Raw genomic sequence first — 16,322 nt, 5'->3', positions numbered from 1 at the left:
GCAAGAAATATTTTCGCCTAAATGCGTTCTGCATAAACCGCGTAATATCTTGGCGTAAAATATCTTAAAATAGGTCTTATCCCCAGTTTATTAACGGGGTTGGTCCACTTTTTTCGACTAATAATTTTCCACCCGGCTTTTTCTAAAAGCCAATCAAATTGCCAATCTTCAAACTCGTGGAAATGCCTGTCCCGCATATCGGTTTTACTGCGATAAGCATTGGAAAACCAAAGTTTAAGAGGAACGCTGGCTACTAATTTGTCGGCCTTAATATTAGATAATACATTGTAAGGAGAAACCAGGTGTTCAAAAATCTCAAAAGCAGTTACTACCTGATAGGCCGTAGTTTCTACCGCCCGGGTATTTAGGTCTAAATCTTCCCCCTTGGTGTTTTCAACCTTATAGTTATGCTTTTCCATAATTTCTGAAAAAGGATTTTTGACCCCTAAATCAAGGATTTTAGCAGGAGCGGGAACGTTAGTTTCTAAAAACTCTAAAGTTTCTTTATATCGTTTGTTGGGAAAGCTTTCTTCGTACATCTAATATTGGTAAACAATCGCATTCACGTTCATTCCGGCACCCACACTGGCAAACATTACCACATCACCTTTATTAAGTTGTTGGTGGGCAATTTTATTTTTAATTACAAGATCATAAAGTGTGGGGACTGTAGCAACGCTACTATTACCAAGCTCGTGAATAGTCATAGGCATTACTCTTTCGGGAGCTTTTAACTTGTGTAGTTTATAAAAACGCTTAATAATAGCTTCATCCATTTTCTCATTGGCCTGATGAATAAAAATCTTTTTTAAGTCGTCTATACTTTTACCACTATTTTCCAAACAGGTTTTCATGGCGGCCGGTACATTCATTAAAGCAAATTCATAAATCTTTCGGCCATTCATTTTAATATAGCGCAGATCTTCAGGGGCTTCGCTACGGTTGGATTTTCCGAAATAGATGTAATTAGCTTCATTAAAAGCATAAGTAGCCGATTCGTGAGCAAGGATTCCACCTTCTTTTTCGGTTTCTTCTAAAATCACGGCACCGGCACCATCTGAAAAAATCATAGAGTCGCGGTCGTGTTGGTCTACTACTCTAGATAAAGCTTCAGCACCAATAATTAGGCATTTTTTTGCCATTCCGGCCTTAATAAAAGCCTGTGCCTGGATAAGACTCTCTATCCATCCCGGGCAGCCAAAAAGCATATCATAAGCTACACATTTTGGGTTTTTAATACGTAAATGATATTTTACCCTGGTAGCTATGCTTGGTACGGTGTCACTTTGTATGCTTTGATGTTTAACATCTCCATAATTGTGAGCCACAATAATATAATCTAGCGTTTCAGGATCTATTCCAGAATCCTCCAAAGCTTTTTGGGCAGCAATAACTGCCATATCTGAGGTATTTAAATTTTCCTCCAAATAACGGCGTTCTTCAATGCCCGTAATAGCTTTAAACTTGGCAATGGTTGTTTTGTTATCCTGTGGAAAACCTGTTCCGTCAAGATTGAAAAATTCATGATTTTCAAAGTCAGCATTTGCGGTTATAACTTTGGGAATATAACTACCTGTGCCGGTAATTTTAATGTTCATCTGACTTTTAGTTAAGATTAGACTCCGAATGTACTCAATACAAATATAATGAGCTTTAAATAAATTGGAAAAATAAACTTATTGGTGATAAAAATCACTTAATAAAAAAATGCCTGAAAATTATGTCAGCACAGCTGATCAATAAATTTTCAGGCATTTAAAAAAATTATGCTTCCATATATTCCTCTATAGGAGGGCAGGTGCACATTAAGTTTCTATCTCCATAGGCCTCGTCTACACGTCTTACACTTGGCCAGAATTTATTTTCTGCCACATAACTTAACGGATAAGCAGCTTTTTCTCTACTATATGAGAATTTCCACTCATCTGAAGTTAACATATTTATAGTGTGAGGGGCATTTTTAAGTACATTGTCTTTTTCGCTATCCAACTCCTCAATTTCCTGCCTAATAGAAATCAAAGCATCACAAAACCTGTCGAGTTCGGCTTTGCTTTCACTTTCGGTAGGTTCTATCATCATAGTTCCTGCCACAGGGAAAGAAACAGTAGGGGCATGGAACCCATAATCTATTAACCTTTTGGCAATATCTACCACTTCTATGCCATTTGATTTAAAAGGACGGCAATCCAAAATCATTTCGTGAGCGGCACGACCACGCTCTCCAGAATATAGAGTTTTGTAATGCTCTTTTAAACGCTCTTTTACATAGTTGGCATTCAGGATAGCATATTCTGTAGCTTTTTGAAGTCCTTTACTGCCCAACATGGTAATATAGCCGTAAGAAATAAGGCATACCAAAGAAGAGCCCCAGGGTGCTGAAGAAATGGCTCCAATAGCATTTTCTCCACCGGTTTTAATAACCGGGTTTCCTGGTAAAAAGGGTTTTAATTGTTCGGCTACGCAAATAGGGCCAACTCCCGGGCCACCTCCACCGTGTGGGATTGCAAAAGTTTTATGCAAGTTTAAGTGGCAAACATCGGCACCAATTACCCCGGGATTGGTTAAGCCAACCTGGGCATTCATATTGGCACCATCCATATAAACCTGCCCGCCATTATTATGAATAATTTGCGTAATTTCTTTAATAGCCGATTCAAAAACCCCGTGGGTAGATGGATAGGTTACCATTAAAGCAGCTAGGTTGTCTTTATGTTTTATGGCTTTCTCCCGAAGATCGTCTACATCTATATTTCCATTTTCTGATGCTTTGGTTACAACCACTTTCATTCCGGCCATTACTGCAGAGGCCGGGTTGGTACCGTGTGCCGAAGATGGAATTAAACATATATTTCTATGCCCTTCACCTCTAGATTCGTGGTAAGCCCTAATGGTCATTAAACCTGCATACTCTCCCTGTGCACCAGAATTGGGCTGAAGCGAGGTGGCAGAAAATCCTGTGATTTCAGTTAGCTGATCTTCCAGTCTTTTTAAAACAATTTGATAGCCTTCCGCCTGTTCTATAGGTACAAATGGGTGTATGTTTCCCCATTGCGGATTGCTTAACGGAAGCATTTCTGAAGCAGCGTTTAATTTCATAGTACAGCTTCCAAGCGAAATCATAGACTGGTTTAATGAAAGGTCTTTGCGTTCCAGTTTTTTGATATAACGCATCAATTCAGTTTCTGAATGATAAAGGTTGAAAACTTCATGCGTTAGAAATTCTGTTTTTCTTTGAAGTGCTGCCGGTATTGCCAATACTTCTTTTAAGTTTTCAATTTCAGTAGATTCTTTACCTAAAACTGTAGCGAAAACCTTCAAAATATTATTGATGTCTTCCTGGGTTGTAGTTTCATTTAAAGAAATACAAACCGTTTCAGCATCAGGATAATAGAAGTTGATTTCGTTCTTTTCGGCTTCTGCTTTAATCTTTTGAGCATCAGCTTTTACCTTAAGTGTGTCAAAATAAGCTGAGTTAAGTTGCTTAACACCCATTTTCTCAAGTTCTTCAGCTAAAGTTACTGTAGAAAAATGAACGGTATCGGCAATATACTTTAGACCTTCAGGCCCGTGATAAACGGCATACATTCCTGCCATAACTGCCAGTAGTACCTGTGCAGTACAAATATTGGAGGTAGCACGATCACGTTTAATATGTTGCTCGCGGGTTTGAAGCGCCATTCTTAAAGCGTGGTTCCCATCAAGATCTTTGGTTACCCCAATAATTCTTCCGGGAAGATTTCTTTTATAAGCTTCTTTAGTAGCAAAGTAAGCGGCGTGCGGCCCACCATAGCCTAATGGAATTCCAAAACGCTGGGTGGTTCCAACAACTACATCTACACCTAGTTCTCCGGGAGCTTGTAATTTAACTAAGCTCAAAATATCAGCGGCAACAGCTACTTTTATTTCAGCATCTTTACATTTTGAAACGAAATCGCTATAGTCGAATACCTGCCCGTGCTTGCCGGGATACTGCACTAATGCACCAAAGAATTTATCGCTAAAGTCAAATTCTTCATGATTGCCAACCACTAGCTCAATGCCCATAAAATTGGCACGTGTTTGAACAAGTTCTATGGTTTGTGGCAAGGCTTGTTCTGAAACAAAGAATTTATTTGCATTATTTTTCTTTTGCTTACGGTCGCGCACCGCGAATAATAAGCCCATGGCCTCTGCTGCTGCAGTAGATTCGTCTAATAACGATGCGTTGGCAATTTCCATTCCGGTAAGATCGCTTACCATAGTTTGGAAATTTAATAAAGCTTCCAGTCTACCCTGGGCAATTTCTGCCTGGTATGGCGTATAAGCTGTGTACCAACCCGGGTTTTCCAGGATATTTCTTTGAATTACCGCAGGCAGGATACCCTGATGGTAACCTAAACCTATATAACTCTTAAAAACCTTATTTTTTGCAGCTAGTTTTCCAATATGCTCGGCATACTGGTTTTCGCTAAGTGCTGAAGGTAAATTTAAGGCCGATTTTAAACGAATATCATCGGGAATGGTTTCGTATATTAACTGTTCTAACGAATCTACACCAATGGTGTCCAACATTGCCTGGAGGTTGCTTTCTCTGGGCCCAATATGGCGTAGGGCAAAAGAATCTGTTCTCATTAAAATAAAGTTGTGTTTTGTGCCGCAAAAGTACATATTTTTTTACGTAATTTTTTAATGATTAGCGGTATACACTTGTTAAGATTTTTGAGGCTACTATTGGTTGCAGGAAGAATGATTAATTTAGCAACATGCAGCGTTTTAAAAACATATTGAATTTCTATATAAACAGTAGTCTGCATGTGGCTCTGGCGGTAGTTTCCCTAAGTTTGGTAGGTCTTCTTGAGTTCAATCTTGGTATTGATTTAAACCTGCTTTTTTTTGTTTTCTTCGGAAGCATTACCGGCTATAATTTTGTGAAGTATGCCGGTATTGCAAAACTACATCACGCCAGTCTTGCCCAAAACCTAAAACTGATACAGGTTTTCTCCTTTTTTTGCTTTCTTGCCTTGCTATATTTTGCATTCAGGCAGAATATAGAAATACTTATAGCAGCGGCTATTTTTGGTGTTTTTACGCTATTGTATGCCATTCCCCTGTGGAAAAACAAGCAAAATCTTAGAAACATTGGTGGGGTGAAAATTTTTATAATCGCTTTAGTTTGGGCTGGAGTGACTGCAATTTTACCATTGATGAATCGAATTTCTCCCGGCGAATTGGGAATTACTTTTTTTCAGCGATTTTTCTTTGTGATAGCAATAACTTTACCTTTTGAGATAAGGGATTTAAAGTTTGATTCTGGAAGCTTACATACCATTCCTCAGCAGATAGGGATAGAAAATACCAAAAAATTGGGGTATGTTCTTGTAGTAATTGTGTTTTTTTTGGAGTTTTTTAAGTTCCATTTTTCAGTAATAAATGTAATCGCGCTAAGTCTTACGCTACTAACATCGGTATATTTTATTAAAACTGCCCAGGTTAATCAGGGGGTATATTTTTCGTCTTTTTGGGTAGAGGGAATTCCGGTATTATGGTTTCTGCTGTTGTTGATAGCTAAGATTCTTTCTTAGCCATTTCTTTTTCAATCTTATTTTGCCAGGCTTTTTTTTCTTCCTCAGAACAGGTTCTAAGATTAGATTTTTTAATTAAACGAGTAAGTTTAGAATTTTTAGAAGTGTAGTTGCGACAGGGTTTACAAAAAATTAGATGCATGAGCATACACATTTTTTCGCGAATACTCGACTCGTTATATTGACTTTTGTCACAGCAGTTTTCTGCTTTCGAACAATCGAAAATAAAAAATTTTGTTTTTGGCATATTTTAGAACCAGTTTTTTTCAAGACAAGCGGCCAATGCGGTACGTGCCCTATGAATAATTACCCAAAGGTTAGACGGACTGATATTAAATTCTTTACAGACCGCTTCAGTATCAGCCTCATCAATGGTTTTCATTTTAAAGATGGCGGCGTGCTTTTCGTTTATTTGATCTAAACATTCTAAGATAGCCATTCCTAATTCGGTATTTTCCATCTCATCCTCGGCAGTACGATCAAAAGCATCGGCTACCTGTTCCTCTAACCAATCTCCATCATTTTCAGAATCTGAATAATTTATACGAACTTCGGCCTGGCCTTTTATAGAATTCGTTTTTCGATAATAATCTATTATTTTTCGTTTTAGTATAGATATAAGCCAGGTTCGCTCTGTGGCCCTTCCTTCAAAATTTTCTTTAGAATTAAGGCCGGCTAAAAATGTTTCAGAAATTAAATCGTTTGCCACCTCGCGATCGTTAACTCTAACAATAGCGTAATTGAACAGGTAATCTGAATACTTGTCCACCCATTTTGTGGGATCTAGTTTATGAGTTGGCATAGGCTTATATCAAAAACAAATTAAAATTAACAAAAGTATTTGATTTTATCAGTTATAGATTCTATAAGGTTCTTTAATGTTGAAATTGGATCAATAAAGAAAAGAGGTTGTTGGAAAAAAGTCTAATTTCGTCAAGCTGAACCTGCCCGTCCGTTAAGGCGTACTTGTTTTAACTTCTATCACCTTTTACTTATCTAAAGTCTTAGATTCTGAAATAAATTTAGAATGACGATTTTAAAAACTCTTCAAACAGCCTCTTTAATTTAATTATTTCTCAATTAATCCAGCGCGTTTTAGCAAAGCGTCGGGTTTAGGTTCTTTTCCCCTAAATTTTTTATAAAGCGTCATAGGATGATCCGTTCCTCCTTGTGAAAGAATATTTGTCTTAAACTTATTGGCAATCTCCCTGCTGAAAATTCCATTTTGCTGAAAATACTCAAAGGTGTCGGCATCTAATACTTCGGCCCATTTATAGGAATAATATCCTGCAGAATAACCACCCTGAAAGATATGCGAGAAAGCAGTGCTCATGCAGTTTTCGGCAACATTTGGGAATAATTTTGTGCGTTCAAAAGCACTGTCTTCATGTATTTTTACATCTTCAATAGCTGAAGGGTCTATTCCATGCCAGCTTAAATCTAACATGCCGAAGCTTAATTGTCTTAAGGTAGCCATTCCCTCCTGGAAATTAGCAGATTCTTTTATCTTCTGAATTAACTCCATAGGGATTACCTCGCCGGTTTCATAATGTTTGGCGAACAACTGAAGCGCTTCTTTTTCATAACACCAATTTTCTAATAGTTGACTTGGAAGTTCAACAAAATCCCAATAAACATTTGCACCCGATAAGCTTGGATATTGGGTGTCTCCCAAAATACCGTGCAGCGCGTGGCCAAATTCGTGGAAAAGTGTGGTAACTTCATTAAAAGTTAATAAAGAAGGCTGCTTTTTAGAAGGTTTGGTGAAGTTGCATACAATAGAAATATGTGGCCGTTCTTCTTTGCCTTCTTTTTTGTATTGAGGTTTGTAACCGGTCATCCAGGCGCCATCTCTTTTTCCCGGGCGGGGGTGGAAATCGGCATAAAATAAAGCCATTTCTTTATTGTTTTCATCCAATACCCGGTAAATTTTTACATCTTCATGATATTTGTCTACGTCAAAAACCTCCTGAAAGCTTAAGCCATAAAGTTTATGAGCTACTGTAAAAACACCATCAATTACATTTTCAAGTTTAAAGTAAGGCTTTAGTTTCTCATCGTCCAGGTTAAACAGTTTTTGCTTTAATTTCTCGCTGTAAAAGGCGGCATCCCATTTTTGTAATTGATCAATTCCGTCAAGATCTTTTGCAAAATTTTCTAGTTCGGTAAACTCACGTTTAGCGGCAGGTTTTGCCTTTTCAAGAATCTCTTCTAAAAAGCTATTTACTTTTTCAGGAGTCTCGGCCATACGCTCCTCCAGGACAAAATGTGCATGTGTTTTATAGCCTAGAAGTTGGGCCCTTTCAAATCTTAATTTAGCAATTTGTAATACATTTTCCTGGTTGTCTAACTCATCTCCATGAAAGCCTTTAGCACCAAAGGCAAGGGCCATTTGTTTACGCAGTCCCCTGTTTTCAGCATACTTCATAAAAGGAAGGTAGCTTGGGTATTCTAAAGTAAATATCCAACCTTCTTTTTCTTTGGAGGCCGCTACTTGTGCAGCTTCTTCTTTAAAACTTTCCGGTAGGCCTTTTAGCTCGTTTTCATTAGTAATATGTAATTCAAATTTATTGGTCTCGGCAAGGACATTTTGTCCAAAATCCAGGCTTAATTTTGAAAGTTTTTTATCTATATCTCTAAGTTTATTTTGCTTTTCAATAGGCAGGTTGGCGCCGTTTCTGGCAAAAGCTTTGTATTTTCTTTCTAATAGTGTTTTTTGCTCGGTATTTAGCTTAAGTAGATCTTTTTTGTTGTAAACAGCTTTTACTCTCTCAAAAAGAGCTTTATTTAGTATGATATCATTTCTAAATTCAGACAAAAGAGGGGATACCTCCTGTGCAATTTGTTGAATTTCTTCGTTGGTTTCGGCAGAATTAAGATTGAAAAATATACTGGTTACCCTATCTAATTTTTCTCCTGAATATTCTAAAGCTTCAATGGTATTGGCAAAAGTAGCTTCGGTATTATTTGTGCTAATGGCATTAATTTCTTCCCGTGCTATTTCTATACCTTTTAAGATGGCAGGTTTAAAATGCTGGTTCGATATTTTTGAAAAAGGAGCATGATCAAATTTCTCTAAAAGCGGATTATTATGAGTAGTCATTATATCTTCTTTATTTTAATGGGCTAATTTATTTATTAATAGTGGTCTAAGCGCGTAGAAAGGTGCACTTAACCTAAATTTGACGTTTTTCATTATTTTTTTTAACACAAAACGATGTTTTTCTATGAAAAACTGTATATTCAGGCTTTAAAATATTGTAGTAGTTTTTAAGTTTTCTGGTTTAAATATTTAGAATGGTTAATAAATAATTTTTTACAGATATAGGTAAGTCTACTACATAGAAAGCCACGTCGTAAGACGTGGCTTTTGTTATTTTTTTACCGTTTTTGCGCCTTCTATTACTTTTTCTTTAAGTCCTTCTTTATAGACTAAAATTTTGTCTAAAGTACATTTATCTGATGCGCCAATAATTTGAGCTGCAAGAATTCCTGCGTTTTTTGCACCATCCAGGGCTACGGTAGCAACTGGAACTCCACCTGGCATTTGTAAAATAGATAAAACCGAATCCCAGCCATCTATGGAGTTGCTGGATTTTACCGGAACCCCAATTACCGGCAGTGGAGAGAGTGAAGCTATCATTCCCGGTAGGTGAGCTGCGCCACCGGCACCGGCAATAATTACTTTAATTCCGCGTTCATGGGCGGTTTTGCCATATTCAAATAATTTTTCGGGGGTGCGATGGGCAGAAACGATGTCTACTTCTACCTCCAGGTCAAAACCTTCCAGGATGTCTACTGCATCCTGCATTACCGGTAGGTCGCTGGTGCTTCCCATAATTACTGCTACTTTACTCATAATTTTTATGCTTATGAATACCTCAGAGATTTTCGAAACCTGTGGGGTATATTTATTTTTTAGAAATAACTTTAATTGAATTTTTAACTTGTTCGGCTATTTTTCTTGCTTCAGTAAGGTCTTTGTTAACAATGCTTACATGGCCCATTTTTCTAAAAGGCCGGGTTATTTTTTTGCCATAGATATGTGGCGTAACTCCTGGCATTTTCATAATTTTTTCAATATTCTCGTAAATTACCTCTCCTTCATAATTTGCACCTCCCACAAGATTTACCATTATGCCGCCTACTTTGCTGTCGGTTATTCCCAGGGGAAGGTCTAAAATAGCACGAATATGTTGCTCAAATTGATTTGTATAGCTGGCTTCAATACTATAGTGGCCACTGTTATGAGGTCTTGGCGCAACTTCGTTTATGAGAATTTCATCATTTTCTGTCTGAAACATCTCTACGGCCAGTAGGCCAACATGTTCAAATGCTTCAGATACTTTAACTGCAAGTTCCCTGGCCTTAGTGGCTACAGTATCTTCAATTCTAGCCGGGCAAATTACATATTCTACCTGGTTGGCTGTAGGGTGAAACTCCATTTCTACAACAGGGTAGGTTTTGACCTCTCCCGAAGCCGATCTTGCAACAATTACTGCTAATTCATTTTTAAAAGGTACAAGCGATTCAGCAATACATTCGGCATCGGGGAGCTCGTTTAGGGACTCTCTGTTTTTTATAACTGAAACTCCTTTACCATCATAACCGCCGGTGGTACTTTTCCAAACAAATGGGAAACTAATTTTATTGCTTTCCAGGGCACTTTGTAATGCTTTCTTTGTTGGGAAAATTTCAAAATCAGCCGTTGGAATTTGATGTTTTTTATAGAAGTTTTTTTGAACTCCTTTATTCTGTATTTTCTCTAAAGTTTCAGCCGAAGGGTATGTTTTAATCCCTTCGCTGGCTAATTGTTTTAGTGCTTTAATATTTACACTTTCAATTTCAAAGGTGAGCACGTCTACTTTTCTTCCAAAGTTAACTACAGTATCGAAATCCATAAGATCGCCGGTTTCAAAATAATCGCAGGCAATTTTACAGGGTGCATCTGGGTTTGGCTCCAAAACACAGGTTTGAATGTCGTATTTGCGGGTTTCGTAGAGTATCATTTTACCCAACTGACCGCCGCCAAGTATTCCTAGTTTAAAGTTTGAAGAAAAATAGTTGATCATAGCGTATAAGTTTCAGCAAAAATAATTTTTTAGCTTAAGTTGTGCTATTATTCTTATGGAAATCTGGCAGTTTGGGTTGTTAAGAATCCTTATCTTTGCCTTTTAAAATTTTTCAGATTTGATTAAACTACATGATTTAGAATTTGAGCCATACATTTCAGAGGAAGAAATCAACGCGGCCATAGATAAACTAGCACAAGAACTTAATAAGGATTATCGGGATGTTACCCCTGTTTTTCTAGGAGTGCTAAATGGTTCTTTTATGTTTGCCAGCGAGGTGATAAAAAGATTTTCTGGAGATTGTGAAGTGAGTTTTGTAAAACTTGGGTCTTACCAGGGAACGCAAACAACCGGTAATGTAAAGACGCTTCTTGGTTTAAATCAGTCTTTAAAAGGTAAGGAGGTAATTTTACTTGAAGATATTGTAGATACCGGCAATACCCTGGAAGAAATCAATGAAATTTTAGAAAAAGAGGAGGTGCGTAATTATGAGGTGGCGAGCCTTTTTTACAAGCCTGAAGCTTATAAAAAGAATTTTGAGATTAAATATAAAGGGTTTGAGATACCCAATAAATTTATTGTAGGTTATGGTCTAGACTACGATGGTCTGGGACGTAACCTAACACAAATCTATAAACGTAAAGAAAAAATCATGACAAATTTGGTTTTGTTTGGCCCTCCCGGTGCCGGCAAAGGAACTCAGGCAGACATCTTAAAGGAAAAATATAAACTTGTTCATATCTCTACAGGAGATGTGTTTAGGTATAATATTAAAAATGAAACTGAATTAGGCTTAAGCGCCAAGTCTTATATGGATAAAGGCCAGTTGGTTCCCGATGAGGTAACCATAAAAATGTTGAATGCCGAAGTTGATAAAAACGAAGGAGCTAACGGATTTATTTTTGATGGATTTCCGCGTACCAAGGCACAGGCAGACGCATTAGCTGAATTGCTGGAGTCTAAGAATACCGAAGTTACAGGAATGATTGCTTTAGAAGTTGAAGATGAGGTTTTGGTAAAACGTCTTTTAGAAAGAGGAAAAACTTCCGGTAGAAAAGATGATGCCGATGAAAATGTAATAAGAAATAGAATTAAGGTGTATTATGATGAAACCGCAGTTCTTAAAGAATATTACAAAAAACAAGACAAATATTACGGAGTAAATGGCGTAGGTTCTATAGAAGAAATTAACCAAAGGCTTAGTGACGTAATTAATAAACTACAGGACTAAACACTAATTGGTGGGAACACCAAAAAGACCTGTTACAGAATTATTGGAAAGCATAGGGTTAAACGGCTCAGGTTTATCGATAAGTTCTATTAAATTTTTAAAATATGACTGAAGGGAATTTTGTTGATTATGTAAAGATACACGTAGCCTCCGGGAAGGGAGGAAGTGGTTCTTCACACCTGCACCGCGAAAAATACATAGCGAAAGGTGGTCCCGATGGAGGGGATGGTGGCCGTGGTGGTCATGTTATTGTGAAGGGAAACAAAAACCTTTGGACACTTTTTCACCTAAAATTTAAAAGACATATTCGTGCTGAACATGGGGGCAACGGGAGTAAACAACGAAGTAGCGGCGCAGATGGCTCCGATGAGTATATTGAGGTGCCTCTTGGAACGGTTATTAGAGATACCGAAACCCAAAAAATTATTCACGAAATCACCGAGGATGGCAAAGAATATCTTGTTGCCGAAGGAGGAATGGGTGGCCGTGGAAACTGGCATTTTAAAAGCGCCACCAATCAAACCCCACGCTATTCACAACCCGGAATTGAAGGGAAGCAGGTAGACATTACATTAGAGCTAAAAGTTTTGGCAGATGTAGGACTTGTTGGTTTTCCTAATGCGGGAAAGTCTACTTTGCTGTCGGTAATTACTGCCGCGAAACCTAAAATTGCCGACTATGAATTTACTACGCTTAAGCCTAATTTGGGAATTGTAGAATATCGTGATTTTAAAACTTTTGTGGTTGCAGATATTCCCGGGATTATTGAGGGTGCTGCAGAAGGAAGAGGTATTGGCCATAGGTTTCTTAGGCATATTGAAAGAAACTCTACGCTCTTATTTTTAATTCCGGCAGATGCGCCAAATATTTCTGAACAATATGAAATTCTCCTGGATGAATTAAGACGTTATAATCCTGAAATGTTGGATAAAGATAGGCTTGTTGCTATTTCTAAAAGTGATATGTTAGATGCCGAATTAAAATTAGAAATGAAGCATGAGTTGGATAAAAATCTAGGAGCACCTTATTTATTTATTTCATCGGTGACACAGCAAGGCTTAACAGAGCTTAAAGACAGGTTATGGGAAATGTTAAATAAGGAAACTTCTTAAATCGTTTTCTGTACAGTTTTTGTTTAAATTTAAGCAGCGTAGATCTTTTCTTCGCTGCTTTTTTTATGATAATTAAAAACAAGAACTCATGAAACTAATAAATTTACTTTTTGTTTGTGCTATATTTAGTTCCTGTAATTCTACCAGGGCTATTTACGATTACGATGATAGCGTTAATTTTAATCAATTTAAAACCTATCAATTTTTTCCTGATTTTCAATCTGGTTTATCGCAATTAGACGAAACCCGGCTTATTACAAGTTTGGAAGCCGAGATGAAGGTACAGGGTTTTTCTAAATCTGAAAGCCCCGATATTTATGTTAATGTTTATTCCAGGGAATATATAGATCAAAATCGTAGTAGTCTTGGTATAGGTATTGGTGGCGGTGGTGGTAACCTGGGAGTAGGAGTTTCGGGAGGAATTCCATTAGAGAATAATTCGGTTATATTAGAGCTTACTGTTGACTTTATAGATGTAAATAAAGATTCTTTAATATGGCAGGCTATAGTAGAGACTAAATTTAATTCTAATGCTAGTCCGGAAGAACGTAGGGCAGTATTCAATAAGATGGCTAAAAAGGCTCTTGAAGCCTATCCACCAAAGAAATAAAGGAATATTCAGTACAGCCGGGTTTAGGTTTTTAAAGTATTCAATAAAAAAGCCCCGGAAATTTCCGGGGCTTTTTTCATTTTGGTTGGTTAGTTAGTAGCTAACCTTATGAAAGATAAAAAGATACCTCTCATTTTTTTTAGCATTAATTCATAATAGTGAATTCGCTACGTCTGTTCTTTGCATATTGCTCTGAAGTACAACCGGTAGGTTGAGTACAATCGTTAAGAGGCATGCTTTCTCCGTAACCTTTAGAAGTTAGCCTGTCTCGGTCTATACCATTTTCAACAAGATATTCTAGAGTAGAAGCTGCACGTCTTTCAGAAAGAGCCATATTGTATTTGTCTGAACCTCTAGCATCGGCGTGAGAGCCAATTTCTATTTTAAGTTCAGGGTATTTGTTCATAATGCTTACAACTTTATCAAGTGTTGGTTTAGACTCTTCTTTGATAATTGCTTTATCGAAGGCAAAGTAAATGTTTCCAACGTCTCTTAATTGTTGTCTACCGGTTTCAAGATTGGTTTCTCTGTCGTCGAAATCAACAACCGGAGGAACATAATCTTCTCTGGTAAATACATAAAGGTTATCTGAACCTCTTCGGTTAGAAGCAAGATATCCCTTTTCGTTTTCTTCATCTATAACAAAGGCAAAGTCGTCGTGACCACTGTTTACTGTGCTACCAAGGTTTTGTGCTTCAGAGAAGTCTCCTTCAGCTCTAAAAACATCTAAGTTACCAAACCCAGGGTGACCATCGGAAGCAAAGTAAAGTACGCCTTCTTCACTAATGTAAGGGAATTGCTCGCGATGTGGGGTGTTAATTCCCGTACCTAGATTTTTTGGTTCCCCATAAGTTCCGTCTTCATTTACATCTACCACATAAATATCGAAAGAACCTTCAGAGCCTGGCATATCGCTGGCAAAATAAAGTTTAGTTCCATCTGCACTTAAACTTGGGTGCTCGGTAGAATACTCGTCGCTGGTAAAAGGAAGTGCTTCGATATTGCTCCACTCGCCATCTACCATTTCTGCACGGAAAATTTTAATATGGGCAACTCTAACTCCTTCTTCGTTCTTTACTCTTTTTTCGCTATTACGATCAAAATACATTACCTGGCCATCCTGGCTAAAAGTAGCAGAACTTTCGTGCTCATCGGTATTAATTTTATCTGAAAATAATACGATATCGCTTAGTTCACCGTCTTCAGACATTTCAGCAGTGTAAAGGTCTAGGGTTGGCTTTTTGTTCCATGGGTAAACCGGGCGAGCCTGGTTTCTGGTAGAAGCAAAAGCAATTCGGTCTCCATAAAAAGCAATACCAAAATCGGCTGAAGCACTGTTATTCATAATTTGCTCAGTAGTATAAACGTGAGGTGCAACAGTGTCTAAATTACGTGCAAATTCCTCGAAGTCTACATCTTCACCTTTATAGGCACTCATATACTCGTTAGCCTCGTCATGGTTTCCTATAGCGCGTAAAGAATGTGCAAAGCGAAATTGATATTCGGGAGCAGTATTCTCTTCGTGTCTTAGGAAAAGGGTACGGTAAGATTCTGCAGCATTTTCCATTTGGTTAGTGTAGAAATAAGAATCTCCAAGGTTTTGTAAAACCTGCTGATTTTTATCTACAACTTGTTCATAAGCTTCTGCAGCATCAATATAAGCTCTTTGAGCAAACATTTTATCTGCTTTCTTTATTTCGGCATTTTGTGCAAAAGCAGCTACGCCTATAAAAAGAATAAAAAATGTACTATATAAATTTTTCATATTATTCAGGTTTTAGAAGAATCGAGGTGATTTGTCATATCCTTTAGTAAGGCCAAATAGATCAAGATCAAATAATAGCATTACTTCGTGAGTTCCACCTAAATCGTAAGTAGCGAAATCTGAAGTAAAGTGATCGTAAGCATACCCTACACGAAGTGATGGGGTAATTTTAAAGTTTACAAGTCCTGTAATGGTTTCATTAAACCTGTAACCAATACCGGCTTCTAATCTATCATATAACAAAACATTAGCAGTAACATCAACAGCTAATGGAGCACCTTGAACACCTCTAGCCATAAAGGCAGGCTTCAATTTAAGATCTGGGTTAAGTTGAAAAACATATCCACCGGTTAAATAGTAGTGGATGGCTTCTTCACCTAAAGCTTCAAGACCTTGTTCGTTCTCAATATATTTTGAAGTAAACAAGTTAGGGGCAGAAGCACCTAAATAGTAATTGTCTCCAAACCAAAAAGCACCTACTCCAAATACCGGGAAAACTTCGTTTACATTTTCCAAAGCTGGATCTGTAGGATCGTTTACCTGTAAACCGGCAAGGTTTGCATCAAAAGTGGTAAGACCACCCTTTATACCGAAAGAGATCTTACTATCTCCGCTTGTTGGAATTACATAAGCGAAGTCTGCAGTAATATTGTTCTCTTTTACAATATCGCCTATTTCGTCATGAACAACGGTTAAGCCGAGTTCTACCCTTTCACTAATTGGGGTGTGGGCAAAGAAGTTGGCGGTGCTTGGAGCACCGTCAACATTTTGCCATTGAGATCTGTATATCCCCCCCAGGTTAAGCATACCGGGATCATCGGTAGCGTAGGCCGGGTTTATTACACTCATGTTATACATATACTGAGTGAATAGTGGGTCTTGCTGAGCCATACCTTTAATCGAGAAAAGGATAATGCCAGCGAATATTAAATATTTTGTGATTGTTTTTTTCATTTCTTTCTAATGTTTAT

Annotated in this window: 14 protein-coding genes; 4 read left to right on the top strand and 10 right to left on the bottom strand. The window is 37.6% G+C overall.

The annotated features are described in order from the left end of the window. Positions 1–17: 17 nt before the first annotated feature. From I6U50_RS01800 to gcvP, 3 genes are all read right to left on the bottom strand, one after another. Positions 18–539, bottom strand: coding sequence for a class I SAM-dependent methyltransferase (locus tag I6U50_RS01800; RefSeq protein WP_198637627.1), 522 nt, complete (start codon positions 537–539; stop codon positions 18–20). Continuing rightward, on the bottom strand, positions 540–1,598 hold the full coding sequence (locus I6U50_RS01795; protein ID WP_198637626.1) for a 3-oxoacyl-ACP synthase III family protein: 1,059 nt from the start codon (positions 1,596–1,598) through the stop codon (positions 540–542). Between the two features lie 166 nt (positions 1,599–1,764). Then, entirely contained in the window at positions 1,765–4,611 is a 2,847-nt protein-coding gene (gcvP, locus tag I6U50_RS01790; protein ID WP_198637625.1) for an aminomethyl-transferring glycine dehydrogenase, read from the bottom strand. A gap of 131 nt (positions 4,612–4,742) precedes the next feature. Between gcvP and I6U50_RS01785 the strand changes: the two genes are divergently transcribed. Then, positions 4,743–5,561 carry a UbiA prenyltransferase family protein gene (locus I6U50_RS01785; RefSeq protein WP_198637624.1) on the top strand — a complete coding sequence of 273 codons (819 nt, stop codon included), beginning with the start codon at positions 4,743–4,745 and terminating at the stop codon, positions 5,559–5,561. Here the strand turns inward: I6U50_RS01785 and I6U50_RS01780 are convergent. From I6U50_RS01780 to I6U50_RS01760, 5 genes are all read right to left on the bottom strand, one after another. Beyond that, positions 5,545–5,808, bottom strand: coding sequence for a hypothetical protein (locus I6U50_RS01780; RefSeq protein ID WP_198637623.1), 264 nt, complete (start codon positions 5,806–5,808; stop codon positions 5,545–5,547). The genes I6U50_RS01785 and I6U50_RS01780 overlap by 17 nt on opposite strands. Positions 5,809–5,811: 3 nt before the next feature. Beyond that, on the bottom strand, positions 5,812–6,363 hold the full coding sequence (locus tag I6U50_RS01775) for a sigma-70 family RNA polymerase sigma factor (RefSeq protein WP_193710284.1): 552 nt from the start codon (positions 6,361–6,363) through the stop codon (positions 5,812–5,814). Between the two features lie 267 nt (positions 6,364–6,630). After that, a complete protein-coding gene (locus tag I6U50_RS01770) occupies positions 6,631–8,664 on the bottom strand; it encodes a M3 family metallopeptidase (protein ID WP_198637622.1) in 2,034 nt (677 codons plus the stop codon). 270 nt (positions 8,665–8,934) lie between these two features. Further along, positions 8,935–9,420: a 5-(carboxyamino)imidazole ribonucleotide mutase gene (gene purE, locus I6U50_RS01765; protein WP_198627431.1), complete on the bottom strand. Its 486-nt coding sequence runs from the start codon at positions 9,418–9,420 to the stop codon at positions 8,935–8,937. A 52-nt stretch (positions 9,421–9,472) separates the two neighbouring features. Next, positions 9,473–10,633, bottom strand: a complete 1,161-nt coding sequence (locus I6U50_RS01760; protein ID WP_198637621.1) for a 5-(carboxyamino)imidazole ribonucleotide synthase — start codon at positions 10,631–10,633, stop codon at positions 9,473–9,475. 118 nt (positions 10,634–10,751) lie between these two features. Here I6U50_RS01760 and I6U50_RS01755 point away from each other — a divergent pair, with 118 nt between their 5' ends. From I6U50_RS01755 to I6U50_RS01745, 3 genes are all read left to right on the top strand, one after another. Then, complete coding sequence (locus tag I6U50_RS01755; RefSeq protein WP_193710288.1) at positions 10,752–11,864, top strand: adenylate kinase; 1,113 nt, start codon at positions 10,752–10,754, stop codon at positions 11,862–11,864. A 104-nt stretch (positions 11,865–11,968) separates the two neighbouring features. Next, positions 11,969–12,976: a GTPase ObgE gene (gene obgE / locus I6U50_RS01750; protein ID WP_198637620.1), complete on the top strand. Its 1,008-nt coding sequence runs from the start codon at positions 11,969–11,971 to the stop codon at positions 12,974–12,976. 88 nt (positions 12,977–13,064) lie between these two features. Beyond that, positions 13,065–13,586, top strand: a complete 522-nt coding sequence (locus I6U50_RS01745; protein WP_198637619.1) for a DUF4136 domain-containing protein — start codon at positions 13,065–13,067, stop codon at positions 13,584–13,586. A gap of 145 nt (positions 13,587–13,731) precedes the next feature. On the opposite strand, the gene I6U50_RS01740 is transcribed toward I6U50_RS01745, so the two are convergent. Next, a complete protein-coding gene (locus I6U50_RS01740; protein ID WP_198637618.1) occupies positions 13,732–15,351 on the bottom strand; it encodes an OmpA family protein in 1,620 nt (539 codons plus the stop codon). A 12-nt stretch (positions 15,352–15,363) separates the two neighbouring features. Further along, entirely contained in the window at positions 15,364–16,305 is a 942-nt protein-coding gene (locus I6U50_RS01735; protein WP_193710292.1) for a PorP/SprF family type IX secretion system membrane protein, read from the bottom strand. Between the last annotated feature and the right edge of the window lie 17 nt (positions 16,306–16,322).

It is taken from the genome of Salegentibacter maritimus (genome assembly GCF_016236975.1).
Taxonomy (GTDB): Bacteria; Bacteroidota; Bacteroidia; order Flavobacteriales; family Flavobacteriaceae; genus Salegentibacter; species Salegentibacter maritimus.
Note: the sequence above shows the minus strand (reverse complement) of the source record. Positions and strands in the feature narration are given on the sequence as shown.